At 61.0% G+C, this 24,153-nt stretch carries 20 protein-coding genes and 1 tRNA gene; 12 read left to right on the forward strand and 9 right to left on the reverse strand.

Annotated elements, in window-relative coordinates:
• Positions 1–102: 102 nt before the first annotated feature.
• Positions 103–702 carry a tetrathionate respiration response regulator TtrR gene (gene ttrR, locus FHU12_RS04425; RefSeq protein WP_141967649.1) on the reverse strand — a complete coding sequence of 200 codons (600 nt, stop codon included), beginning with the start codon at positions 700–702 and terminating at the stop codon, positions 103–105.
• Positions 674–2,395 (reverse strand): tetrathionate respiration histidine kinase TtrS, encoded by a 1,722-nt coding sequence (gene ttrS / locus FHU12_RS04430; protein WP_260440772.1) that lies wholly within the window; start codon positions 2,393–2,395, stop codon positions 674–676. Before ttrS ends, ttrR begins: the two co-directional genes overlap by 29 nt.
• Positions 2,396–2,623: 228 nt before the next feature.
• On the opposite strand from ttrS, the gene ttrB reads away from it, so the two are divergent.
• Genes ttrB through ttrA form a run of 3 tightly spaced genes read left to right on the forward strand, consistent with a single transcriptional unit; the run spans position 2,624 to position 7,459 of the window.
• Positions 2,624–3,361 (forward strand): tetrathionate reductase subunit TtrB, encoded by a 738-nt coding sequence (ttrB, locus tag FHU12_RS04435; protein WP_141967651.1) that lies wholly within the window; start codon positions 2,624–2,626, stop codon positions 3,359–3,361.
• Positions 3,358–4,383: a tetrathionate reductase subunit TtrC gene (ttrC, locus tag FHU12_RS04440; RefSeq protein ID WP_141967653.1), complete on the forward strand. Its 1,026-nt coding sequence runs from the start codon at positions 3,358–3,360 to the stop codon at positions 4,381–4,383. The genes ttrB and ttrC overlap by 4 nt, the downstream gene beginning before the upstream one ends.
• Positions 4,376–7,459 carry a tetrathionate reductase subunit TtrA gene (gene ttrA / locus FHU12_RS04445; protein ID WP_141967655.1) on the forward strand — a complete coding sequence of 1,028 codons (3,084 nt, stop codon included), beginning with the start codon at positions 4,376–4,378 and terminating at the stop codon, positions 7,457–7,459. The genes ttrC and ttrA overlap by 8 nt, the downstream gene beginning before the upstream one ends.
• A gap of 36 nt (positions 7,460–7,495) precedes the next feature.
• Here the strand turns inward: ttrA and FHU12_RS04450 are convergent, their stop codons facing one another.
• A complete protein-coding gene (locus FHU12_RS04450) occupies positions 7,496–8,404 on the reverse strand; it encodes a LysR family transcriptional regulator (RefSeq protein ID WP_141967657.1) in 909 nt (302 codons plus the stop codon).
• Between the two features lie 125 nt (positions 8,405–8,529).
• On the opposite strand from FHU12_RS04450, the gene mhbT reads away from it, so the two are divergent.
• Genes mhbT through FHU12_RS04475 form a run of 5 tightly spaced genes read left to right on the forward strand, consistent with a single transcriptional unit; the run spans position 8,530 to position 13,529 of the window.
• Positions 8,530–9,879, forward strand: a complete 1,350-nt coding sequence (mhbT, locus tag FHU12_RS04455) for a 3-hydroxybenzoate transporter MhbT (protein ID WP_141967659.1) — start codon at positions 8,530–8,532, stop codon at positions 9,877–9,879.
• Positions 9,880–9,897: 18 nt separating this feature from the next.
• Positions 9,898–10,935, forward strand: a complete 1,038-nt coding sequence (gene gtdA, locus FHU12_RS04460) for a gentisate 1,2-dioxygenase (RefSeq protein ID WP_141967661.1) — start codon at positions 9,898–9,900, stop codon at positions 10,933–10,935.
• A 15-nt stretch (positions 10,936–10,950) separates the two neighbouring features.
• Positions 10,951–11,652, forward strand: a complete 702-nt coding sequence (locus FHU12_RS04465; protein WP_060447936.1) for a fumarylacetoacetate hydrolase family protein — start codon at positions 10,951–10,953, stop codon at positions 11,650–11,652.
• A gap of 19 nt (positions 11,653–11,671) precedes the next feature.
• On the forward strand, positions 11,672–12,316 hold the full coding sequence (gene maiA / locus FHU12_RS04470) for a maleylacetoacetate isomerase (protein ID WP_141967663.1): 645 nt from the start codon (positions 11,672–11,674) through the stop codon (positions 12,314–12,316).
• A 19-nt stretch (positions 12,317–12,335) separates the two neighbouring features.
• Positions 12,336–13,529, forward strand: a complete 1,194-nt coding sequence (locus FHU12_RS04475; RefSeq protein ID WP_043136451.1) for a 3-hydroxybenzoate 6-monooxygenase — start codon at positions 12,336–12,338, stop codon at positions 13,527–13,529.
• 112 nt (positions 13,530–13,641) lie between these two features.
• Here FHU12_RS04475 and FHU12_RS04480 read toward each other — a convergent pair.
• From FHU12_RS04480 to FHU12_RS04490, 3 genes are all read right to left on the reverse strand, one after another.
• A tRNA-Pro gene (locus FHU12_RS04480) sits at positions 13,642–13,718 on the reverse strand.
• 78 nt (positions 13,719–13,796) lie between these two features.
• Positions 13,797–15,578, reverse strand: coding sequence for an LPS biosynthesis-modulating metalloenzyme YejM (gene yejM, locus FHU12_RS04485; protein WP_141967665.1), 1,782 nt, complete (start codon positions 15,576–15,578; stop codon positions 13,797–13,799).
• 9 nt (positions 15,579–15,587) lie between these two features.
• Entirely contained in the window at positions 15,588–15,815 is a 228-nt protein-coding gene (locus FHU12_RS04490; protein WP_004935782.1) for a YejL family protein, read from the reverse strand.
• Between the two features lie 211 nt (positions 15,816–16,026).
• On the opposite strand from FHU12_RS04490, the gene yejK reads away from it, so the two are divergent.
• The gene (gene yejK, locus FHU12_RS04495; RefSeq protein ID WP_141967667.1) at positions 16,027–17,034 is read left to right on the forward strand and encodes a nucleoid-associated protein YejK; all 1,008 of its coding nucleotides are present in this window, start codon (positions 16,027–16,029) and stop codon (positions 17,032–17,034) included.
• An 84-nt stretch (positions 17,035–17,118) separates the two neighbouring features.
• Here yejK and rplY read toward each other — a convergent pair whose 3' ends face one another.
• Together rplY and radD are read right to left on the reverse strand one after the other, a co-directional pair.
• The gene (rplY, locus tag FHU12_RS04500; protein ID WP_019453645.1) at positions 17,119–17,403 is read right to left on the reverse strand and encodes a 50S ribosomal protein L25; all 285 of its coding nucleotides are present in this window, start codon (positions 17,401–17,403) and stop codon (positions 17,119–17,121) included.
• Positions 17,404–17,565: 162 nt separating this feature from the next.
• Positions 17,566–19,323, reverse strand: a complete 1,758-nt coding sequence (gene radD / locus FHU12_RS04505; RefSeq protein ID WP_141967669.1) for a DNA repair helicase RadD — start codon at positions 19,321–19,323, stop codon at positions 17,566–17,568.
• A gap of 318 nt (positions 19,324–19,641) precedes the next feature.
• On the opposite strand from radD, the gene rsuA reads away from it, so the two are divergent.
• From rsuA to FHU12_RS04520, 3 genes are all read left to right on the forward strand, one after another.
• A complete protein-coding gene (gene rsuA, locus FHU12_RS04510; RefSeq protein WP_141967671.1) occupies positions 19,642–20,355 on the forward strand; it encodes a 16S rRNA pseudouridine(516) synthase RsuA in 714 nt (237 codons plus the stop codon).
• A gap of 41 nt (positions 20,356–20,396) precedes the next feature.
• Positions 20,397–21,593: a Bcr/CflA family multidrug efflux MFS transporter gene (locus tag FHU12_RS04515; protein ID WP_141967673.1), complete on the forward strand. Its 1,197-nt coding sequence runs from the start codon at positions 20,397–20,399 to the stop codon at positions 21,591–21,593.
• 594 nt (positions 21,594–22,187) lie between these two features.
• Positions 22,188–22,532: a YejG family protein gene (locus FHU12_RS04520; RefSeq protein ID WP_004935763.1), complete on the forward strand. Its 345-nt coding sequence runs from the start codon at positions 22,188–22,190 to the stop codon at positions 22,530–22,532.
• A gap of 9 nt (positions 22,533–22,541) precedes the next feature.
• On the opposite strand, the gene yejF is transcribed toward FHU12_RS04520, so the two are convergent.
• A complete protein-coding gene (gene yejF / locus FHU12_RS04525) occupies positions 22,542–24,152 on the reverse strand; it encodes a microcin C ABC transporter ATP-binding protein YejF (protein WP_141967675.1) in 1,611 nt (536 codons plus the stop codon).
• Position 24,153: the final 1 nt, after the last annotated feature.

Here is a 24,153-nt window from a genome sequence, read left to right on the forward strand (position 1 = left end):
CGTAATTCATTAATATTTCTAATGAATATATTACCTGGATCGCGCTGTGTCAATCATGGGAAGAGGAATACGGGACGTTAGCTTGATGAGGGTCTTATGTGTTCACTCCTGGGGCGTGGGCGGCAGAGCCTGCAGCTGAATCACCAATTCCGCCAGGCTAGCGGCCTGCATTTTCTCCATCACTTTCGCCCGGTGAACCTCCACGGTGCGCAGCGCGATATTCAGCCGCTCCGCCATTTCCCGATTCATCATGCCTCGCACTACCAGCTGTGCGATGTCGCGTTCTTTCGGCGTGAGCGTGCGGTAACGGCCGAGGGTTTCATGGCGTTGCCAGGCTGCGGCCGAAACCCGGTGCGCGCGTTCGAGGGCGGCGATCAGCGGTTCAGTGGCGATCGGTTTTTGCAGGAAGTCCACCGCGCCGTACTTCATCTGCTCCACCGCCATCGGCACGTCGCCATGGCCGGACAGGAACACCACCGCCAGCGTGCTGCCGAGGCGGCGCAGCTCAGCGTAGGCCTGGTGCCCATCGAGTTTCGGCATCCTCATGTCCAGCAAGACGATCCCGGTCTGAAACAGGTCGGCCTGCGCCAAAAAGTCGGCGCTGTCATTCCAGCACTGCACGTCGTGGCCGAGGCTGGTCAGCAAAAAATGGCAGGCGTCGGTGACGGCGGCGTCATCGTCCACCAGATGAATTAGCGACATGGTTTTCCTCATCGTTCAATATGAAATGCAGCGTTATGCACAGCCCATTGCGGCTGTCGGGGGCGGGGCGGTTCGCCAGGCGGATTTCGCCGCCGCCGTAGCGGGCCAGGCGCCGGCAAATGGCTAACCCCAGCCCCATGCCGCCGGCTTTGGTGGTGTTGAAGGGGCGAAAAGCCTGTTCCAGCCCGGCCGTTGTCATGCCGCCCGCGTTGTCCTGCAGATGCAACTCGATCGCCCGTTCACTCTGGACCGCGGAAAGCCAGACGGCATTGGCCCCGGCCTGCGCCGCGTTCAGCAGCAGGTTCGCCAGCAGCTGTTCCAGCAGCGCCGGCGGCAGGGTTAGCGTCAGCGAAGGCGCCACGTTGTTGAACAGTTTCAGGTCGGGATAGCGCTGCGTCAGGCGCAGCAGCGTCCACACCCGCTCGGCGGTTTCGCTTACCGCCGTGGGTTGCCAGCGCGTTTGGTCTATCGCCTCAACGGTGGGCTGCACCCACTGGCGCAGGTTATGAATCGTCTCGCCGCCGCGCTGCGCCTGTCGGTCGATATTTTCCAACGGCCCCAGCAACGGATGCCCGGCGTCCGTTTTGCGCAGTTGGATCAGGCATCCTTGCGCATAGAGGCGAATCGCCGCCAGCGGTTGATTGAGCTCGTGCGCGAAGCCGGAGGCCATTTCCCCCAGCACGTTCAGCTGCCTGGCGTTCTCCAGCGCCTGCTCCTGCCGCCGCAGTTGCTCTTCGGCGTGGAGCAGCTGTCGCCCGCGCCGGCGTACCAGCAGCGCGATCCAGATATGGTTGACGATCAACAGCGCCAGTACCGCCAGCGACAGGCCGACGGCCGTCTGATGCTGGATCAGCCAGCTCTTGATATCCAGCCACAGCCGCCGCTGTTCCGGGTGCTGATTGACGGCGCGCAGCAGCGCTTCCACCTCGCTGGTCGAGGCCGGTGCGCCCCACAGGAAGGGCGACTGCGGCGGCGCGGTCAGCAAGGCTCTTGCCACCGCATCCACCAGTGAGTTCTCCAGGCCGGGCAGGGCGGCGAACGACCAGTTGGGGTAAAGCGGCGTGCTGGTGACGCAGGGTACCGACGTGGCCTGTTGCAGCAGCGGGCGAAAATCCGCCGGGTTGATCAGACCTTCCCGATCCATTTTCTCCAGCAGACAGACGGGGACGATGGCGGCCTGAATGGCGCGCTCGCGCAACAGATAGAGCAGGGCATCGGCAGGAAAGCCGGTAAAGCGCAGGTGAAAATCGCGCTCAGGCCGTATGCCGGCGTCGCTGAGCGCCTTATAGCCGGTCAGATAGCCGCCGAAGGCCTGCGGATCGATGGCGCCCACCGTTTTGCCCATCAGCGCCTGCGGCGTCGTGATGCCGCTGTCGCGCCGCACCAGAATCACGCTGCCGATGATGTTGCCCGTTGCCCGATCGCCGTTGGCGGCGCGCAACGACGCCAGCCAGCGCAGATGATAGTGGCTGTTCAACTGCACGAACTGCGCCGGATTAGTGACCACGAACTGCACGCTGCCCCGATTGACCGCCTCGCGCATCTGCGCCAGATCGAGCGGCTGCAGGCGGAAGCGTTCACCGCTGAGGCTGCCGTTGAGACTGTCGATCAGCGGCTGCCAGTCACGCGCGGTCGCCGCATCGCCGCGCATCGCCAGCACGCCGACCGACCACTCGCCTGCCTGTGCCGCCATCCCCCAACCGAGACTGAACAGCAGTAATAACACGACCCTCACGGCCCCTCCTGATGGGAAATTTGCCTGTTGTCACTTGTTTTAGATCAACGTTAGGTCCGGTATGTGGTTAACCACAATAGAGCGCCATCGATGCCATTTTTACACTGTAAATCATCGACATTGTTTATTCATCTAACGGGCATCGATAGCGTGATCGGGGTGATGCCCAGGGCGTGGGAGAGGCGCATGGACTTCAGTAAACGGCAATTTTTGCAGCGGCTGGGCGTGTTGACGGCGGGGGCTTCGCTGATCCCCGTGGCGGAAGCCGGGCTGACGTTAGCGCCGACGCGGCGCGAGGGGGATGCTCGCCGCCGCTACGCGATGCTGATCGATCTGCGGCGCTGCGTCGGGTGCCAGGCCTGTACCGTGAGCTGTGCCATTGAAAACCAGACGCCGCACGGCGAGTTTCGCACCACGGTAAACCAGTATCAGGTCAGCCTCGAAGGCGAAGCGATCGCGACCAACGTACTGCTGCCCAGGCTGTGTAACCACTGCGACAATCCACCCTGCGTGCCGGTGTGCCCGGTGCAGGCCACCTTCCAACGCGAGGACGGGATCGTAGTGGTCGACAACACGCGCTGCGTGGGATGTGCCTATTGCGTGCAGGCCTGCCCGTACGATGCCCGCTTTATCAATCACGCCACCCAAACGGCGGACAAATGTACCTTCTGCGTACACCGGCTGGAGGCGGGATTGTTGCCGGCGTGCGTGGAGTCGTGCGTGGGCGGGGCGCGCATCATTGGTGACATGCGCGATCCGCACAGCACGCTGAGCAAAATGCTGCGGCGCCATGAGGCCGAGATCAAAGTCCTCAAGCCGGAGAACCAAACCGCGCCCCATGTGTTCTATCTGGGGCTGGATGACGCCTTCGTCACGCCGCTGCCGGGGCGGGCGCAGGTCGCCTTATGGGGGGAGGGACGATGAGTCGCCAACTGATGATCGCAGAAGTGCTGAGCCAACCGCAGGCGGTGAGCTGGCTGCCGTGGGCCGTACAATATTTCTTCTTTATCGGCATCGCCGCCTGCGCCGCGCTGCTGGCCTGCGTGTGGCGCTGGCGCGGTGGAGATAACGCCGCGCATCTGGAGCGCATGGCGCTGTTTATCGGGCTGACGTGCGCCATCACCGCGCCGCTGGCGCTGACCGCCGACCTGCATCAAACCGCCCGCTTCTGGCATTTCTACGCCTACCCGACGCCCTGGTCGTGGATGCCGTGGGGCGCGCTGTTCTTGCCGCTGTTTACCCTGCTGATCGGCCTGTGGTTTCTCGCACTCGAATTTACGCGGCTGACGGGCAGACCGGTTGCGCTGCTGCGTGGGATTGCGCCCGCCTGCGCGCTGGTGGCTATCGGCCTGCTGTTGTACACCGGGCGTGAGGTTTCCGTGGTGCGCGCCCGCCCCATCTGGTTTAGCTACGCATTTCCGATCGTGATGTTCCTCAGCGCGCTGCAGGCGCTCTTGGCCTTGCTGCTGCTGACATTGCGCGAACGGCCCGGCCTGCAAGCGCCGCTGGCGCGCGGGATGCTGCTGACGTTACTGCTGCTCGGCGGGGCGATCCTGTTGTGGGTATGCGGCGATACGTTATCTGGCGCGGCGGTACGCCACTGGCTGCAGACGCAGGCGATGGCGCGCCGGTATGCCGCAGGATGGGTTGTGCTGTGGGGGCTGACGCTGGCGTGCGCCGCCTGGGCCGGCTATCGGCGCTTGCCGCGCGGCGGTGCACCGCTGTTGGTGGCCGGCGCACTGGGGCTGAGCTGGCTGATGCGCTGGACGCTGTTGATCGAGGTGCAAACCATCCCGAAATACAACGCGTCTTATTCCCCCTATAGCCTGCCGCTCGGCACCGATGGCTTGCTGGCGATCGTCGGCACTTTCGGGTTGTGGCTGGCGTTAATGATCATGGTGCGTGAAGCACAGGCGTTTTTACTGCGGAGAAAACAACATGGCTAAACTCACCCGGCGTCAGTGGTTGAAAGTGGGCCTGGCCTTCGGCGGATTGTCCGCCTTTGGCCTGAGCTATCGCGAGGTCGCCAAACGGGCGATCGACGGCTTGATTAACGGCACCTCAGGGCGGGTGACCCTGGATCGCATCAACGGCAACTCCCTGCCACCCGAAGGGCGGGCAATGCCGGAATGGCAAGGCAATCCGCAGCAGGCCATCTCGATGACCCAGTGTTTCGGCTGCTGGACGCAATGCGGCGTGCGGGTTCGGGTGGACAGGCAGACCGACCGGGTATTGCGCATTGCCGGCAACCCTTATCATCCGTTATCTCAGGAACGGCACGTCGACTCGGCCTTGCCGCTGCAGGAGGCGTTGGCGCAGCTGGGTGGCGAAAGCGGCCTCGATGCCCGTTCCACCGCCTGCGCCCGCGGCGCCACGCTGTTGGAGGGGCTTTACAGCCCGCTGCGCGTGCTGGAGCCGATGAAGCGCGTCGGCAAACGCGGCGAGGGCAAGTGGCAGCGCATCAGCTTTGAGCAGCTGATCGCCGAAGTGGTCGAGGGCGGCGATCTGTTCGGCGAGGGGTATGTGGAGGGCCTGCGGGCGATCCGCGATCTGGAGACGCCGATCGATGCCCGGCAGCCGGGGCTGGGGCCGAAAGCCAATCAGCTGTTGGTGACCAACGCCGGTGACGACGGGCGCGACGGCTTCCTGCGGCGCTTCGCCCAGAACAGTTTCGGCAGCAAAAACTTCGGCGCGCACGGCGCATACTGCGGGCTGGCCTACCGTGCCGGTTCCGGCGCGTTGATGAACGATCTGGACAAGAATCCGCACGTAAAACCCGACTGGGAACAGGTCGAATTCGCGCTGTTTATGGGGACCTCGCCGGCGCAGTCCGGCAACCCGTTCAAGCGGCAGGCCCGGCAGCTGGCCAGCGCCAGATTGCGCAGCGAGTTCCGCTACGCGGTAGTGGCGCCGGCGCTGCCGCTGACTACCACATTGGCGGACGATCATGGTCATTGGATCCCGATATTGCCGGGTACCGACTCGGCGCTGGCGATGGCGATGATCCGTTGGATCCTCGACCACCGGCGTTATCAGGCCGGTTATCTCGCCATCCCGTCGGAGGCTGCCATGCAACGCGCCGGCGAGAAGAGCTGGACCAACGCCACGCATCTGGTGATCGCCGAGAGCGAGCATCCGCGGGCGGGGCAGCATCTGACGCTGGCCGATCTGAACGGCGCCGAGTCGGCGTCGCCGCTGGTGGTCAACGGCGCGGGTGAGCTGGTGGCGGCCGAGACGTGCGACAGCGCCGAGCTGTGGGTAACCCGTACGGTGACGCTGCACGACGGTGCGCAGGTAGCGGTGAAAAGCGGCTTCCAGTGTTTGAAAGAGGCCGCCGACAAGCTGTCGCCGGAGGCGTACAGCCGGCAATGCGGCGTGCCGGTGGCACGCATCGCAGCGCTGGCCGAGGCTTTTACCGCCCACGGGCGCAAGGCGGCGGTGATCGCCCATGGCGGGATGATGGCGGCGAACGGGTTTTACAATACCTGGTCGGTGATGATGCTCAACGTGTTGATCGGCAACCTGAGCCTGGCGGGGGGCGTGTTCGTCGGCGGCGGAAAATTCAACGGCTTCGCCGAGGGGCCGCGCTATAACCTGGTCGAGTTTCCCGGCCTGGTAAAACCGAAGGGGCTGAATATCGCGCGCAGCAAGGCCGCCTATGAAGCCTCCGACGAATACCGCGAAAAAGTGGCGGCGGGTGTTTCCCCCTGGCCGGCCAGGGCGCCCTGGTATCCGTTCGTCGCCGGGCAACTGACCGAACTGCTGACATCGGCACTGGCGGGGTATCCGTACGGGCTGAAAGCCTGGATCTCGAACATGACCAACCCCCTGTACGGTATCGCCGGGTTACGCGGCGTGGCGGAGGAGCGATTGAAGGATCCGGCGCGTTTGCCGCTGTTTATCGCTATCGATGCGTTTATCAACGAAACGACGGCGCTGGCCGACTATATCGTCCCGGACACCCATAACTTTGAGAGTTGGGGATTCAGCGCCCCCTGGGGCGGCGTCGCCAGCAAGGCCACTACCGCACGCTGGCCGATAGTGACGCCGGCGACCGCGCAAACGGCGCTAGGGCAGCCGATCTCCATGGAGGCATTTTGCATCGCCGTCGCCAAACGCCTGGCGCTGCCGGGGTTCGGCGATCGCGCTATCGGCGACGGCCAGGGCGGGCTACTGCCGCTCAACCGAGCTGAGGATTATTATCTACGCGCCGCCGCCAACGTGGCGTTTGCCGGCAAGGCGCCGGTGCCGGCTGCGAGGGCGGACGAACTGACGCTGAGCGGCGTCGATCGCTTGTTGCCGCAGCTTGCTCAGACGCTGCGCGCCGATGAAATCGACCGCGTGGCGTTTATCTACAGCCGCGGCGGCCGGTTCGCCGATCATGACAGCGGCCGCCGCGACGGCAGCGTGGGCAACCGTTGGGAGAAACCGCTGCAGATCTGGAATGCGGAAGTGGCGAAGCACCGGCATGCGATCACCGGCGAGCGTTTCAGCGGCTGCCCCACCTGCTACCCGGCGCGTTTGTCGGATGGCCGCGCGGTGGAAGAGCTCTACCCTGAGCGGCAGTGGCCGCTGCGGCTGATGTCCTTCAAATCCAATGTGATGAGCAGCTCCACCGCGGTGATTCGGCGCCTGCACGACGTGAAACCGGTGAACCTGGTGGCGCTAAACCCGGCAGACGGAGCGCGTTTCGGCATTCAACACGGCGACCGGGTGCGCATCAGCACGCCGGGCGGCAGCCGAGAGGTGCAGATCAGTTTACTGGCGGGCGTGATGCCCGGCGTGATCGCGGTGGAACACGGCTACGGCCACCGGGAGATGGGGGCCAGTCAGCACTACCTGGACGGCGAACCGTTGGCGATGGATGAGCGCATCGCCGCCGGCATCAACCTCAACGATTTGGGCTTTGCCGATCCGACGCGTGAAGTGCCGAATACCTGGCTGGATTGGGTGACCGGTGCGGCGGTGCGTCAGGGAATTCCGGCGACCATCGTCAAGCTTTCCGCGTCGGCGCAGCCGTAATGGCCTGCTGTGGCAGCAGGTTTACGGCGCGGGGGGTTAAGCCTGCGTCAGCAGGTGCAAAAAGCGGCTCAGCGCGGCAAAAGGGGGTTCGCTGTTGCGCCAGAAGACGCCCACGCTGCCTTTCTGCTCAATCTTCGGCAGATTCAGGATCGCCAACTGCCCCTGGCTGGCATAACGCTGCGCCAGCCGTAGGGAAAGAATGGAGATCATATCGCTGCTTTGCAGCAGGTTGGTACTGACGTTCATGGATGCCGATTCGATCGTGTTTTCAGGCAGCATCACGCCGTTATCTGCCAGCGCATTATCAATGCTGATGCGGATTGGCGTGCCGGTCGGCCAGACAATCCAGCGCCAGTGGGTGAGATCGTGCCAGGTGAGGGAGGCAGATTTTGCCAGCGGATGGTGAGGGCGGGCAACAAAGCACACCGGTTCGGTGTAGAGCACTTGATAGTTGAGCGGCAGTTGCAGCGCCCGCCCGCCAACGCGGCCCACGACGACATCCACGGAGCCCGCGAGCAGATCGTGCAGCAGCGGGGTCATCACTTTTTCCTCAATATTGAGATGCAGCGTCGGCATTTCCTGCAGCAGGCTCAATATGGCCTGCGAAACGCAGTCGGTCGCGACCGGCGAACAGCCGATTTTCAGGCTCCCCACCAGCCCACCTTGCTTAAAGCGGGCGATTTCAGACTGCGAACGTTCCAGATCATTGACCAAGCGCTGCGCATGCTGAAGCAGTAGTTTCCCCCCCTCGGAGGGGCGCAGCCCTTTGCTATGCCGCTCAAACAGCGTGATCCCAATCTCATCTTCGAGCTGTGACAACCATTTTGACAGAGCGGGTTGGGAGATGTTCATCATCCGGGCAACGTGGGTCAGATTTCCCTGTTCGCCCAGTGCCACCAACATTTGCAGATGGTGCAGCTTCATTTTCTGCGCCCAGTTCGCCATTTGTTATAACCCTCCGGTTATGTCTCTGCCTGAAAAGCCATTGTACATTTTATCGCTAAGGATACAAATTCGTAACATACCTAAAACAAGACAGACATCTCCCTACCTGCACCGAGGCGCTCACTATGACTCAACGGCGTGATTTACAAGCACTGATCGATGCTGCTCCCATCGGTAAGACGCAGTGGCGCGTTATCATCTGCTGCTTTTTGGTGGTGATGTTCGATGGTTTTGACACCGCTGCCATTGGTTTCATCGCACCCGACATCCGTACCCAATGGCAACTGACCGCCGGCGAACTGGCACCGCTGTTTGGCGCGGGGTTGTTGGGATTGACGGCGGGCGCACTGCTTTGCGGCCCGCTTTCTGACCGCTTTGGCCGCAAGCGCGTCATCGAACTTTGCGTGGCGCTGTTTGGCGCGCTGAGCCTGATTTCGGCCTTCTCCCCCGATATGCCAACGCTGGTCATTTTACGTTTTCTCACCGGCCTTGGGTTGGGGGGCGCGATGCCGAACACCATCACGATGACCTCTGAATATCTGCCTGCTCGCCGCCGTGGTGCGCTGGTCACGCTGATGTTCTGCGGTTTCACGCTCGGTTCAGCCCTGGGCGGGATCGTCAGCGCCCAACTGGTGCCGGTGATGGGGTGGCACGGCATTTTGGTGCTCGGAGGCGTTTTGCCGCTGATGCTCTTTGTGGTGCTGCTGTTTGCCCTGCCGGAATCCCCGCGCTGGCAGGTCCGCCGCCAACTGCCGCACAAGGTGATTGCCAAAACGGTCAGCGGCATTACCCGAGAGTGCGATGAAGAGACCCATTTTTACCTCAACGAAGCCGCTACGGCGGCCAAAGGGAGCATCAGCCCGCTGTTTGCCGGCCGCCAGCTGCGCATTACTCTCATGCTCTGGGCGGTTTTTTTTATGAGCCTGTTGATTATCTATCTGCTCTCCAGTTGGATGCCGACGCTGCTTAACCATCGCGGTATAGATCTGCAGCATGCCTCTTGGGTGACCGCCGCTTTCCAGATGGGCGGAACGCTGGGGGCGCTGGGGCTGGGCGCGTTGATGGACAAATACAATCCCTTCCGGGTGTTGGCGGCGAGCTACGCCCTGGGCGCCGCGTGTATCGTCATGATTGGTCTGAGTGAGAACGGCCTGTGGCTGATGGCGCTGGCCATCTTCGGCACCGGCATCGGCATCAGCGGTTCGCAGGTTGGGCTGAATGCCTTGACCGCCACGCTCTATCCGACGCAAAGCCGGGCGACCGGCGTCAGCTGGTCCAATGCCATTGGCCGCTGCGGCGCGATTGTCGGCTCGCTTGCCGGCGGCGTGATGATGGCGATGAATTTCTCATTCGATACGCTATTTTTCATTATTGCCGTGCCGGCGGCGATCAGTACGGTGATGTTAATTCTGCTGACGGCTGTTGTTCGCCAGTCTGCTCCAGCCCCTGATACGTTGCCTCGCGCAGCGTCGTGAATGAAAAGGAGAATCCCTATGCCTGAACGCAATCAGGATGTTAATCCCAGCCGCCAGCAGTTCTACCGGCATATTTCCGGGCAGAACCTGACCCCATTGTGGGAGTCGCTGCACCATTTGGTGCCGCAAACGCCGAATGCAAACTGCGCTCCGGCTTACTGGAACTATCAGGCGATTCGCCCGCACCTGCTGGCCAGCGGCGAGTTGATTGGCGCCAAAGAGGCGGTTCGCCGCGTGCTGGTGCTGGAAAACCCGATGCTGCGCGGACACTCCTCCATCACCCCGACGCTGTATGCCGGATTGCAGTTGATCATGCCGGGCGAAGTCGCGCCGAGCCATCGCCATAATCAGTCGGCATTGCGTTTTATCGTCGAAGGGAAAGGGGCATTTACCGCCGTTGACGGTGAACGTACGCAAATGCATGAAGGCGACTTCATTTTGACGCCGCAGTGGCGCTGGCACGATCACGGTAATCCCGGCGAGGAGCCGGTGGTATGGCTGGACGGGCTGGATCTGCCGCTGGTGAACCTGCTGGGTTGCGGTTTCGCGGAGGACTATCCGCAAGAGCAGCAGCCCGTGACGCGCCAGGAGGGGGATTATTTACCGCGCTATGCGGCCAATATGCTGCCGCTGCGTCATCAGAAAGGCAACTCATCGCCCATTTTCAACTACCGCTACGATCGCAGCCGGGAAGCGCTGCACGACCTCACCCGCATGAGGGACGCCGACGAGTGGGACGGCTACAAGATGCGCTACGCCAACCCGGTGACCGGCGGCTATCCCATGCCCTCGATGGGCGCCTTCCTGCAGCTGCTGCCGAAAGGCTTTTCCTCACGGAAGGCGCGCACCACGGACAGCACCATTTACCACGTGGTGGAAGGGCGCGGCCAGGTCAGCATCGGCAGCGAAACCATCCACTTTTCAGCAAAAGATATCTTCGTGGCGCCGACCTGGTTCGACGTGTCGTTTCAGGCGGACGAAGACACCGTGTTATTCAGTTTTTCGGACAGGCCGGTTCAGGAAGCCCTGGGACTGTTCCGCGAAGCACGTTATTAATTTGGGAGAGACAAAATGACGCAATACGTATTTGCACCGCAAGCCCCTGTGACGGTTCCTGTTGTGGGGAGTGATAAACAGTTTCCCGTGCGCCGTGTCTACTGCGTCGGGCGTAACTATGCTGCGCATGCTCGTGAAATGGGCTTTGACCCGGATCGTGAGCCACCGTTCTTCTTCTGCAAGCCTGCCGATGCGGTGGTGCCGGTGGCGGCCGGAGAAACGCTGGCGTTGCCGTATCCGTCGCAAACGGATAACTATCACTACGAAATCGAACTGGTGGTGGCGATTGGTAAACGGGGGAGCGATATTCCGTTGGACAAGGCGCATGAATACATCTGGGGATATGCCACGGGCCTGGACATGACCCGCCGCGATCGGCAGATGGACATGCGTCAGATGGGGCGCCCATGGGAAATCGGTAAGTCGTTCGATCTTTCTGCGCCCATCGCGCCATTGCATAAAGCCGGCGACAGCGCAGACGTGAACAACGCGCCTATCTGGCTGCAGGTCAACGGCAGCGATCGCCAGCGCAGCGACATCCGCCATCTGATCTGGTCGGTAAATGAAACCATCAGCTATCTGTCCGGCTTTTTTGAGCTGCAGCCCGGCGATCTGATTTTTACCGGGACGCCGGAAGGGGTGGGCGCGGTGGTGAAAGGCGATGTGATTACCGGCAATGTAGAGGGGCTAACCCCTATCGCCGTGAAGATTGTCTGAGCCGATTCAGAGGTGAATGATGAAGCTGTACAGTTTCTTTAATAGCTCAGCATCCTACCGCGTGCGCATTGCGCTGGCGCTGAAAGGCATCCATTACCAGACGGTGGGGGTCAATATTCGTATCGGGCAGCAGAATGAGCTGGCATATCGGCGAATGAACCCGGTCGGGCTGGTGCCGACGCTGCTTACGGACGACGGTGAGTCTCTCAGCCAGTCGCTGGCGATTATCGACTGGCTGGATCGCCATTTTCCTCAGTCGCCGCTGTTACCGACGGCCGATCCGGCACGCAGCCGGATACTGGAAATCGTTTATGTTATTGCCTGCGATATTCATCCGGTAAATAACCTGCGGGTTTTACGCTACCTGAGTGAAGAGCTGAAGGTGAGTGAGGAAGAGAAAAAACGCTGGTATGCGCACTGGATCCGGCAAGGGCTGAGCGCCGTAGAACAGCTGTTGCTCCAGAGGCCGTCAGGACCCTTCTGCGTTGGCGATACCCCGACGTTGGCGGATTGCTGCCTGATCCCTCAGTGGGCGAATGCCCTGCGGATGGGGTGCGATCTGAGCGGGTACCCGCGCTGTAAAGCGGTTTACGACGCCTGTACTCGTCTCCCGGCGTTCATCGCCGCGGCGCCCGAAAACCAACAAGACAAAATCTCAGCCTGAGCCCGAAAGGAGGAAAACAATGGCTAAAGTGATGCGCGCAATTATCGTCGGGGGAGGCATTGGCGGCGCAGCGACTGCGCTCTCGCTGGCTCGCCAGGGCATTAAAGTGATGTTGTTGGAAAAGGCGCACGAGATTGGTGAGATTGGGGCGGGTATTCAGCTCGGCCCCAACGCCTTTTCCGCGCTGGATAGCCTGGGTGTGGGCGGCGTAGCGCGTCAGCGCGCCGTCTTTACCGATCACATTACCCTGATGGATGCGGTCAATGCCCAGGAGGTGGTGCATATTGAGACCGGGCAAGCATTTCGCGATCACTTTGGCGGTCCCTATGCGGTTATCCATCGGGCGGATATCCACGCCTCTGTTTGGGAAGCGGTATTGACCCATCCGGATGTGGAATACCGTACCTCAACGCAGGTGGCGGGTATCAGCCAAACGGTGGACGATGTGACGGTATTTGATGAGCAGGGTAATCGCTGGACGGCGGATATTCTTATCGGCTGCGATGGCGTGAGGTCGGTGGTGCGGCAGTACCTGCTGGGCGATGCGCCGCGGGTGACCGGACATGTGGTTTACCGCGCCGTGATTAATTGCGATGAGATGCCGGAGGATTTACGCATTAACGCGCCGGTACTGTGGGCGGGGCCGCACTGCCATCTGGTGCATTACCCGCTGCGCGGCGGGAAGCAGTATAACCTGGTGGTGACGTTCCATAGCCGTCAGCAGGAGGAATGGGGTGTGAAGGAGGGCAGTAAAGAGGAGGTGCTTTCCTATTTTTCCGGTATTCACCCGCGTCCGCGCCAGATGCTGGATAAGCCGACCTCGTGGCGCCGCTGGTCAACCGCCGATCGTGAACCGGTGGAGAAATGGGGCAACGACCGTATCACGCTGGTGGGAGACGCAGCGCACCCGGTGGCACAGTATATGGCGCAGGGAGCCTGCATGGCGCTGGAGGATGCGGTAACGCTGGGTAAAGCGCTGGAAGAGCATGGAGGGGATGCGGCAAAAGCGCTTGCCCTGTACGAGTCGGTACGTATTCCGCGCACGGCGCGCATCGTCTGGTCAACCCGTGAGATGGGCCGTGTTTATCACGCCGCAGGCGTTGAGCGCCAGGTGCGTAATCTGTTATGGAAAGGCAAATCTCAGGCGGAATTTTATCGCGGAATGGAATGGCTGTACGGCTGGAAAGAAGAAAACTGCCTGCAGCCGCGCTGAGATAGAGGCCCTGCCCAGGCCTCCGCTAGCGCATGGGCCAAACCGGTGCGGCCTAATCCTCTCAATATGCAGACGAAAAAAAACCTGCTGTAACAGCAGGTTTTCTTAAATTTGGTCGGCATGAGAGGATTCGAACCTCCGACCCCCGACACCCCATGACGGTGCGCTACCAGGCTGCGCTACATGCCGACGCTATGAAAAATCATACTACCGATTCCCGATGTTAATGCAAGCGCCTCGCCACTTGATTGCTTTAGTTTTAAGCAGTTAGTTGGCGATAAAGCGTTTTACATCGGTCAGCACCTGCAGCAGCAGAGCAAGCTGCGGTTTCTCGTCTTTTATTTCATCGCCGTTCTGATCGTAGACGCGATAGTTACCGCTGTTGTCCAGCATCAGCGTTTGCGTTGGCGTGGTGATCACCAGCTGATTGCCATCGCCGGTGGCGATCCAGTCGTTGCGGCGCTGGGCGGTGAACAGATCTTCGCCCTGCGAATAGTCTTTCGGCGCGGTTTTCACGTGCAGCAACCGTTGCATCAAGGTGCGCATCACGTCGTTATGGCCGGTCAGCTTGCTGATGGTCTGCGCCGGGGTGCCCGGCCAGTGGATCACCAATGGCACCTGCAGTTGCGCCTGGTTGAAGGCAGTGCCGGCGCCCCATTGGCCTTTGCCGCTGTCGTTGAATTCGACGCCGTGTTCGGCGGTGATCACCACCACGGTTTTGTCCAGCAGGCCACGCTGTTTCAGGGTATCCAGTACCTGGGCTATCTGGGCATCCACGTCTTGCGCGCCGGTGCGATAGCGTTGGATAAAGTCGGCCGGCGCCGGGTTTTTGTCGCCTTCGGCCGACTCGGCGCCGCTGAAGTTGATATAGGAGAACCACGGCTCTTTGCCGCCCTGATCCGTCAGCCAGCGCTGCCATTGCTGCGTGGTTTGCGCGTCGTTTTGCGGCGCCGGCGTCGGCAGCGAGAAGTCGGTCAGCAGGGCCTGACGATACAGGCTGGCATTGAAGCCGTCGGAAGAGAACAGCCCCAATTGGTAGCCCTGATCGCTGAGCGCATTGATCAGCGCCGACGGCTTGCGCCCGGCGAGCACGCTGTCCAGATAGGTCGGGGAAATGCCGTAGAACAGGCCGAACAGCCCGGTATCGGCATGGTTGCCCGAGCTGTAGTGATCGTTGAAACGCACGTTTTCCTGGGCGAAGCGCGTCAGCGCCGGCATGTCCTGCGCCACGTCTTTGGCGCGAATGCCATCCACCACGATCATCAGCAGGTTATAGCCGCTGCCTTTGTCGCCGTAGCTGAGATCGCTGAGCGGATATTCCACCGCGACCGCTTCCGGATTGCCCTGTTGCACCAGGCGGCGCTCATACTCTTGCTGGTCGAGCAGGCCGTGTTTTTCGAGGAACTTGCGCGCGGTCATCGGGTACGAGAGCGGCAGGTTGGCCCGCTGCATGGTGATTGGGCGATAGAAGTTGGCGTCAGCCCAAATGTAAATCAGGTGCGACGCGAAAAAGGCGCTGATAAACAGCGCCGCCAGCGGTTTGCCGAAGCGGCGGCGGTTCAGGCTGCGCAGCTTCTGCCAGCTCCAGGTGCCGAACAGCATCTCCACCAGGAAGATCACCGGCACGCAGATAAACATCAGCTGCCAGTCGCGCGAAAGCTCGCTTTGGTCCGGGTTGACCACCAGATCCCACACCACCGGATTGAGGTGCAGGTGGAAATGAGAGAACACTTCGCTGTCGACCAGCAACAGCGTGAGCCCGGCGGTGGCCAGCGCGGCGGAAATAAATCGCAGCAGCCGCTGCGACATCACCACGAAGGTGAGCGGGAAGATCACCAGCAAATAGCCGGCGAACACGATAAAGCTGAAATGCCCCAGCAGGCTGACCAGGGCATAAACCCGGCCCAGCAGGGAAGCGGGCCAGTCGGTGACAAACAGGTAGCGGCTGCCCAGCCCAAGGGCGAGCAGAATGTTGAACAAGGCGAACCAGTGCCCCCAACTGATCATCTGGGAGACTTTTTCACGATAACGCTGACGGTTTGTCACCATAAGTAAATATTAATGCGCTTTATCTTCACGGACAGAAGCCTGAAGGGCTTCCGCGAACGATCTCGCCAGGGTTTTCCGCTGCGCGGGGGCAACGCTGGTGTTGATCAAATTAGTGACCATGTTGCCCAGCACCATCAGGGAAAGATCGGTGGGGGTATGGTGTTTTTCCAGAACATTGACCAGCTCTGAGAGCAGTTGTTCAACGTGTTCGTCACTGTAACGGGATGATTGTGGCATAAAATTGCGCTTAGTAATCTGCAAAGTGCCCTATCTTACCGTATAGGGCAGTGATTTTCCGCTCTTTTATCACTTCCTGTCATTCGGGAAATTGTTCACCTGCGCCGGGGCAGGCCCTCGCTGCGCCTTTGCGGTTTCCCGCGGTTTTTTAGTATTGCAGGGCGGGGCCTTCAGTGTTTGAATACGCGCCTAAAGAACAGGAGGATTTACCATGAGTCTGGATATCGACCAGATTGCTCTGCACCAGTTGGTGAAACGCGACGAGCAAACGCTGGACGTGGTGCTGCGCGATTCCTTGCTTCCCACCAACTCGGCGGTGGAAGAAATGATGGCGGAACTGCATCGCGTCTACAGCGCCAAGAGCAAGGCCTTAGGCCTGTTCAACGAAGGCAGCGAACTGGCGGAAGCGCTGCGCACCTGCCGCAAGGACGATAAAGACTTTCTGGCCTTCAGCCGCGCGGCCACCGGTCGCCTGCGCGACGAACTGGCGAAGTATCCGTTCGCCGAAGGCGGCGTGGTACTGTTCGGCCAATACCGCTATCTGGCGGTGGAGTACCTGCTGATCGCTGTGTTGAACAGCCGTAACAGCATGCGCGTCAACGAAGAGCTGGATATCAACACCACGCACTATCTGGACATCAACAACGCCGATATCGTTGCGCGCATCGATCTGACCGAGTGGGAAACCAACCCGGAATCGACCCGCTACCTGACCTTCCTGCGCGGGCGCGTGGGCCGCAAGGTCGCCGACTTCTTCATGGACTTCCTGGCGGCGTCCGAAGGGTTGGACACCAAGGCGCAAAACCGCGGGCTGCTGCAGGCGGTAGACGACTATTGCGCCGATGCGCAGCTGGACAAGAACGAGCGCCAGTCGGTGCGCCAGCAGGTGTACAGCTACTGCAACGAACAGCTGCAGGCGGGCGAAGAGATTGAACTGCAGGCGCTGTCGCAGGAGCTGTCGCCGGTCGGCGAGAAAGACTTCATGCAGTTCTCCAGCGAGCAAGGGTATGAGCTGGAAGAGAGCTTCCCGGCGGATCGCGGCACGCTGCGTCAGCTGACCAAATTCGCCGGCAGCGGCGGCGGCATCAGCCTGAACTTCGACGCCATGCTGCTGGGCGAGCGCATTTTCTGGGATGCGGCCACCGACACGCTGACCATCAAAGGCACGCCGCCGAACCTGCGCGATCAGCTGCAGCGCCGGACCGGCGGCGGCAAGTAAGCGTGCCGAAGTGCAGACAATAAAAAACGCCGCAATTGCGGCGTTCTTTATTTCGGCGTCCCGAAAGGTTCGAAAACGTAGCGATTAAACGCGAACGAAGTCGATGTGAGCCAGTTTTGGCTTGAACGGGTGACGCTGTACAGCCTGAACCTTAACTTTGGTTTCTTTACCGTCGATAACCAGAGTTACTGCTTCGCTGTAGAATTCTGGTTTAGCTTCCATGTTCTTAACAGAATCATGGTCCAATTCGATGGAAACTGCAGCTTCTTTGCCACCGTAAACGATAGCTGGGAATTTGTTTGCTGCACGCAGGCGGCGGCTCGCACCTTTACCCTGATCTTTACGTACTTCTACATTGATAGTGAACATTGTTTTTTCTCTTAAAAGAAAATTTACCCTGCTACAGGCGACCCAAGTAGCAAGTTCGGAAACCCGCTTTAACGCTGGGCTGACCCAGGTAAAGCGCGCGGCATTTTAACGGAAAGCCGCCCGCAGGGCAACGAAAACCTGCCCAGATTGGGGGCCGCTCGCTCAGGCCAATTGATTGGCGCGGCGGAAACGGCCTTGATAATCGAACACTTTCTCGCGCACCTGCCAAAACTGCCCGCGTTTGCGTGCCACCACGAAATCCGGATGGCGCAGCGCCTGCTGTTGCGCCAGCACGTCGGCGGCGGTGTGCCAGGCGAACGGCACGCCCGGCGCGCGCTGATGCGGGCGCAGGAACAGCATCTCGAACGCTTTGCGCTGCGCCGGCGTCTGCAGGCGGAAGCGCTCGCTGGTGCTGGTGCCGTCCTCGTCGTAATAGGTGGCCTTCAGCCATTCGCCCTTGTCATCGCGGCCGCTCTGCAGTTCCATGCCGCCGCAGCGCAGCACCAGCGCGTCTTTCAGCTTCAGCGCCGCCTTCAGCATGTCGTCGGGATCGACCAGCACTTCCTGGCACTGATGGCAGCGGCGCGCGGCGATATCGTTCTCCGCGCCGCAGTGCGGGCAGCTCTTGAACCGGAAGCGGTAATCGCACTGCTCGCGGTGGCCGTCGTCGTCCTCCAGCCAGCCCTGACAGCGGCGGCCGTAGTGCTCGATGATGTCGCCATTTTCGGTGCACTTGCCCCAGAACAGGTTGGCGAAGCCGCAGGCCGGGCAGAACACCTGCACCGGCTGGCTGTCGCCGTGCGGCTTGCTGACGCCGACCTCCGGCGTAAACAGGTCGTGCGGGTTGCCGGCGTAGTCGAGGATCAGGCAATCCTCCTTGCCGGGCGCCAGTCGCAGCCCGCGCCCGACGATCTGCTGATACAGGCTGACGGACTCGGTCGGGCGCAGGATAGCGATCAGATCGACGTGCGGCGCATCGAAGCCGGTGGTCAATACCGCGACGTTGACCAGATAGCGCAGCCGCTGCTGTTTGAACGCGTCGATCAGCGCATCGCGCTCGGCGGGCGGCGTTTCGGCGCTGACCAGCGCGGCTTCGCCGTTCGGCAACAGGCCGTGGATCTCGCGGGCGTGCTCCACGGTGGCGGCGAAGATCATCACGCCTTTGCGATCCTCTGCGTATTCCACGATCTGGCTGATGATATGTGGCGTGACGCGGTTTTGCCGCTTCAGCTCGCGGTTCAGATCCGCTTCGCTGAACAGGCCGTTGCTTCTGGCTTCCAACCGGCTGAAATCGTACTGCACGATCGGCATATCCAGCCGCTCAGGCGGTACCAGGAAGCCGTTCTTAATCATATAGCGCAGCGGCAGCTCGTAGATGCAGTCGCGAAACAGGCTGGCGCCGTCGCCGCGGGTAAAGCCATAGTAGTGATACTGGTAAATCCAGCCCTTGCCCAGGCGATAGGGCGTGGCGGTCAGCCCCAGCAGCCGCAGCTGCGGGTTGGTTTTCTGCAAATGCTGGATGATTTGCTGGTACTGGCTGTCGTCGTCATCGCTGATACGGTGGCATTCATCGACGATCAGCAGCGAAAAGGCGCCGTCGAACAGCGGCAGGTTGCGCGCCACCGATTGCACGCTGCCGAACACCACCTTGCCGGCGCTCTCTTTCTGCTGCAGGCCGGCGGCGAAGATGTCCGCTTCCAGGCCGTAGGCGCAGTACTTGGCGTGGTTTTGCGCCACCAGTTCCTTGACGTGCGCCAACACCAGCACCCGCCCGCGGGCGCGCTTCGCCAGTTCGGCAATCACCAGGCTTTTGCCGGCGCCGGTCGGCAGCACGATCAGCGCCGGTTCGGGATGCCGCCGGAAATGGTTGATGGTGGCTTCGACCGCTTCCAGTTGGTAGGGGCGTAGGGTAAAGGCCATAAATGAACGCCGTGGGTTGAGATGGGCCGTCGGGAAGCGGTTGTGTCACCTCGGTTCCCACAGAAACCGTGACACTCTGCTCCCCGGACAGCCGAAAAATTTCTATTATTATGCCTTCTGAGCGCGCGCGGTGCGAGGAGCGTGAAAATTACCTCTGTCGGGCAACGCGTTGTGCCGCTATACTCGTGTGACAGCAATCGCTGTTCCCCCACGCGATTCCCCCCCTGAACCTGCCATTTGCACCCGGTGCAACGGCGGGCGTCATATTTTGGCAATACGATCAATGCGATCATAACAACGACAGGCAAAGCAGATCCCATGCGATTGGACAAGTTTTTATCTCAGCAGTTAGGCATTAGCCGTGCGCTGGTTGCGCGCGAACTTCGGGCTAAACGCGTCACCGTGGACGGTGAGGTAGTGAAGAGCGGGGCGATCAAACTGACCCCGGAGCAAGAAGTGGCGTTCGACGGCAATCCGCTGCAGCAGCAGAACGGCCCGCGCTATTTCATGCTCAACAAACCGCAGGGCTACGTTTGCTCTACCGACGACCCCGATCATCCGACGGTGCTGTATTTTCTCGATGAGCCGGTCGCGTACAAGCTGCACGCCGCCGGGCGGCTGGATATCGACACCACCGGGCTGGTGTTGATGACCGACGACGGCCAGTGGTCGCACCGCGTCACGTCGCCGCGCCACCACTGCGAGAAAACCTATCTGGTGACGCTGGAGCATCCGTTGGCGGAAGACACCGCGCAGCGTTTCGCCGAAGGGGTGCAACTGCACAACGAGAAAGACCTGACGCGCCCGGCGACGCTGGAGCAGGTTGACGAGCGCCTGGTACGCCTGACCCTCAGCGAAGGGCGCTACCACCAGGTGAAGCGGATGTTCGCTGCCGTCGGCAACCGGGTGATCGAGCTGCACCGTGAGCGCATCGGCGCCATCGTGCTGGATGACGATCTGGCGCCGGGCGAATACCGCCCATTGACCGAAGAAGAGATCGCCAGCGTGGGCGCGCCGCACCTGCAGGACTGAAAACCGATCATTGATTGCGGCCGATTAAGGAGTCGTGGAACGTGCAACAGAACCGAACCTCTCATCTCGGTTTGATTTTCATTCTGGGCCTGCTGTCCATGTTGATGCCGTTGGCCATCGACATGTACCTGCCCAGCATGCCGGTGATCGCCGCCCAGTTTGGCGTCGAGTCCGGCAGCGTGCAGATGACCCTCAGCGCCTATATGCTCGGCTTTGCCTTCGGGCAGCTGTTCTATGGGCCGATGTCGGACAGCATCGGCCGCAAGCCGGTGATCCTGTGGGGAACGCTGATCTTCGCCATCGCCGGCTGCGCCTGCGCCATGGCGCAATCGATCGATCAGCTGATCGGACTGCGTTTCCTGCACGGCCTGGCGGCGGCCGCCGCTAGCGTGGTGATCAATGCCCTGATGCGCGATATGTTCACCAAGGATGAGTTCTCGCGCATGATGTCGTTCGTCATTCTGGTGATGACCATCGCGCCGCTGCTGGCGCCGATGATCGGCGGTGCGTTGCTGCTGTGGTTCAGCTGGCACGCCATCTTTTGGACCATGGGCGCCGCGGCGCTGATCGGTTCACTGCTGGTGGCCCTGTTCATCAAGGAGACGCTGCCGAAAGAGCGGCGACAGCGGTTCCACCTGCGCACCACGCTGGGCAACTTCGGTTCGCTGTTCCGCCACAAACGGGTGCTGAGCTACATGCTGGCCAGCGCCTTCTCGTTTGCGGGCATGTTTTCGTTCCTCAGCGCCGGGCCGTTCGTCTACATCGAACTGAACCACGTTTCGCCGCAGCACTTCGGCTACTATTTTGCGCTGAACATCGTCTTTCTGTTCCTGACGACGCTGATCAACAGCCGCAACGTGCGGCGGTTCGGTGCGGTCAAGATGTTCAAACTGGGGCTGCTGGTGCAGCTGGCAATGGGGCTGTGGCTGGTGGCTGTGAGCGCCGTCGGCCTGGGCTTCTGGGCGCTGGTGATCGGTGTTGCGGTCTATTTGGGGTGCATCGCGATGATCTCCTCCAACGCCATGGCGGTGATCCTGGATGATTTCCCACATATGGCGGGCACTGCGTCTTCCCTGGCCGGCACGTTGCGCTTCAGCATCGGCGCGCTGGTGGGGGCGGTCCTGTCGATGGCGCCGGGCAAAAGCGCGTGGCCCATGGTCACCTCAATGGCGCTGTGCAGCATCGTGGCGGTGCTATTTTATTTTTACGCCAGCCGGCCGCGCAATCGCGCGGCCTGACGTTCTCCCGATTCGGGGCGTGTCGCCCCGCATCGTCATGGGGTTGCGCCTTGCCATTTCAGGGTGCAACTGGCAATAGAAATTTTGTTGCTAAATATACGCAAGCTAATCAACTGGCCGTTTTCCCCTCTGTGTGTTTTTTGTTAAAAAATTCCACCGCCGCATCGCCTAATATTCCTCGGGAGGCGCAGCGTTCTGCCGGCTGAGCGCTGCGGAGGGTTTGGATTAGGATTGATGTAAATCAAGGCATTAGCAGGGGAGGCTGCGCTAACGTGGTGGGCTAAATGTTTCTTCATTGTAAAAATATGGCGACGGAAAAGTAGTCGCATTGCAAGAAAAAAGAGTTGAGATCGCTGCGGGAAAGGGTTACATATAACGCAAAAATGCGAGCTGAGTCGCAAAATGCCGTGAAATAACACCGCACGGCGCGCCAAAAAATGGCACGGCATCGGCAAGCACGGGGTCAAGTTAATGGCTAGCGGCAAAATTTACATTTAAATAACATTTGTGCGCGGCAGAGTCGGGAGTCAGCGGCTATAACTTAGTAACCCTGTCAGGTAAAAGTGTTTCACCTTTTCAATCTAGGGATTTCATGTGGAGAGTATCCAACTTTCGGTAGTGCATCGCTTGCCGCAAAGTTATCGTTGGCTATCTGGTTTCACCGGCGTGAAGGTTGAACCGATTCCGTTTAACGGAATAGACGAAGATAACAACCTGATTGGGCTGAAGTTACTCAGCCATGAAGGGGCCGAGGCCTGGCAGGTAATGCAACAGCTCAATCTGTCGCTGCAGGAGATTCAGGTCGATTGCGCGATCGTCGAATGGGAAGGCGAGCCTTGCCTGTTCGTGCAGCGCAGCGACGAGAGCGCCACCATGTGCCGCCTGAAAAACGTCGGCGCCGCGATCGCCGAACCGCTCAGCGCGCAGTACCCCTTCTAGAATTCGCCGCTAATCCGCCAACTGCAGCAGTTGACGGGTATAGTCGGCGGCGGGCGCCGCGAAAATCGCCCGGCAGTCTCCCTGTTCAACCACTTCTCCCTGTCGCAACACGATGACCTGGTGGCATAGCGAACGCACCACCTGCAGGTCATGGCTGATGAACAGATAAGCCAGCCGGTGGCGTTGCTGCAGCGATTTCAGCAGCGTCAGGATCTGCGCCTGCACCGATTTATCCAGCGAAGAGGTCGGCTCGTCGAGGATCAGCAGCTGCGGCTGCAGGATCAGCGCGCGCGCGATGGCGATACGCTGGCGTTGCCCGCCGGAAAACTCGGTGGGATAGCGGTGGCGCAGCTGCGGATCCAGGCCGACTTCCTGCAACACCGCGATCACGCGCTGTTCCCGTTGCTCGGCGCTAAGCCGCTGGTGCACTTCCAGCCCTTCGGCGATGATTTGCTGTACGTTCAGGCGCGGGTTCAGGGCGGAATAGGGATCCTGGAAGACGATTTGCATCCGGCTGCGGTAGGGCAGCATCTGCTTCATCGTGAGCGGGTGCAGCGGTTCGCCGTCGAACCAGATGGCGCCTTGTGAGGCCAGCAGGCGCAGGAGCGCCAGCCCGGTGGTGCTTTTGCCCGAGCCGGATTCCCCCACCAGCCCCACGCTTTCCCCGGCGCGCAGCTCGAAACTCAATGATTTCAAGGCATAGTGATAATCCACCGTGCGGCGCAGCAGGCCGCGGCGAATGGGGAAGCGCACCTGCAGATTTTCCACCTTGAGCAGCGGCCGCTCGTCGCCGGGGCGCCCGTTGGCTGCGGCAGGCAGCGGCAGCGGTTCACCGACGTCCTCGGCGGCCAGCAGCTGCTGCGTGTAAGGATGTTGCGGCCGGCTGAACAGCTGCGCGCGGGCGTTTTGCTCTACGCAGCGCCCCTGACGCATTACCGCCACGTTATCCGCCAGGCGGCGCACGATATTCAGGTTATGGGTGATAAACAGCAGCCCCATGCCCATCTCTTGCTTCAGTTCTTGCAGCAGCGTCAAGATCTGCGCCTGGATAGTGACGTCGAGCGCGGTGGTGGGCTCGTCGGCGATCAGCAGTTTCGGGCGGGTCAGCACCGCCATGGCGATCATCACCCGCTGGCGTTCGCCGCCGGACAGCTGATGCGGGTAATCCTGCAGCCGGCTCTTGGCCTGACGGATGCCGACGCGCTCCAGGCATTCGACGATCTCTGCGCGCGCGGCATCGCGCCGCAGGCCGCGGTGCAGCATCAGCACTTCCGCCAGCTGTTTTTCGATGGTGTGCAGCGGGTTAAGCGACACCATCGGTTCCTGAAAGATCATCGCGATCTGATTGCCGCGCACCTTGCGCAGCGCCGCTTCCGGCGCATGCAGCAACGAGTCGCCGTTGAACAGGATATCGCCGGCAGGGTAAACCACCGGCGGCGCGGGCAGCAGGCGCAGTATCGACAGGGCGGTGACGCTTTTGCCGGAGCCGGATTCTCCTACCAGCGCCAGCGTTTCCGCCGGCGCGATTTGCAGCGAGAGTGCGTTGACCACCGGCGTGACGGTGTCGCCCTGGCGGAAGGCGATGCTGAGATCCTGAATAGCGAGCAAAGGAGTGGCCATA

The sequence above is a fragment of the Serratia marcescens genome (genome assembly GCF_006715005.1).
In the GTDB taxonomy this organism is placed as follows: Bacteria; Pseudomonadota; Gammaproteobacteria; order Enterobacterales; family Enterobacteriaceae; genus Serratia; species Serratia montpellierensis.

Coding starts and splice junctions, on each gene's coding strand:
- ttrR (WP_141967649.1), bottom strand. CDS start 702: ATGTCGCTAATTCATCTGGTGGACGATGACGCCGCCGTCACCGACGCC.
- ttrS (WP_260440772.1), bottom strand. CDS start 2,395: ATGGCGGCACAGGCAGGCGAGTGGTCGGTCGGCGTGCTGGCGATGCGC.
- ttrB (WP_141967651.1), top strand. CDS start 2,624: ATGGACTTCAGTAAACGGCAATTTTTGCAGCGGCTGGGCGTGTTGACG.
- ttrC (WP_141967653.1), top strand. CDS start 3,358: ATGAGTCGCCAACTGATGATCGCAGAAGTGCTGAGCCAACCGCAGGCG.
- ttrA (WP_141967655.1), top strand. CDS start 4,376: ATGGCTAAACTCACCCGGCGTCAGTGGTTGAAAGTGGGCCTGGCCTTC.
- FHU12_RS04450 (WP_141967657.1), bottom strand. CDS start 8,404: ATGGCGAACTGGGCGCAGAAAATGAAGCTGCACCATCTGCAAATGTTG.
- mhbT (WP_141967659.1), top strand. CDS start 8,530: ATGACTCAACGGCGTGATTTACAAGCACTGATCGATGCTGCTCCCATC.
- gtdA (WP_141967661.1), top strand. CDS start 9,898: ATGCCTGAACGCAATCAGGATGTTAATCCCAGCCGCCAGCAGTTCTAC.
- FHU12_RS04465 (WP_060447936.1), top strand. CDS start 10,951: ATGACGCAATACGTATTTGCACCGCAAGCCCCTGTGACGGTTCCTGTT.
- maiA (WP_141967663.1), top strand. CDS start 11,672: ATGAAGCTGTACAGTTTCTTTAATAGCTCAGCATCCTACCGCGTGCGC.
- FHU12_RS04475 (WP_043136451.1), top strand. CDS start 12,336: ATGGCTAAAGTGATGCGCGCAATTATCGTCGGGGGAGGCATTGGCGGC.
- yejM (WP_141967665.1), bottom strand. CDS start 15,578: ATGGTGACAAACCGTCAGCGTTATCGTGAAAAAGTCTCCCAGATGATC.
- FHU12_RS04490 (WP_004935782.1), bottom strand. CDS start 15,815: ATGCCACAATCATCCCGTTACAGTGACGAACACGTTGAACAACTGCTC.
- yejK (WP_141967667.1), top strand. CDS start 16,027: ATGAGTCTGGATATCGACCAGATTGCTCTGCACCAGTTGGTGAAACGC.
- rplY (WP_019453645.1), bottom strand. CDS start 17,403: ATGTTCACTATCAATGTAGAAGTACGTAAAGATCAGGGTAAAGGTGCG.
- radD (WP_141967669.1), bottom strand. CDS start 19,323: ATGGCCTTTACCCTACGCCCCTACCAACTGGAAGCGGTCGAAGCCACC.
- rsuA (WP_141967671.1), top strand. CDS start 19,642: ATGCGATTGGACAAGTTTTTATCTCAGCAGTTAGGCATTAGCCGTGCG.
- yejF (WP_141967675.1), bottom strand. CDS start 24,152: ATGGCCACTCCTTTGCTCGCTATTCAGGATCTCAGCATCGCCTTCCGC.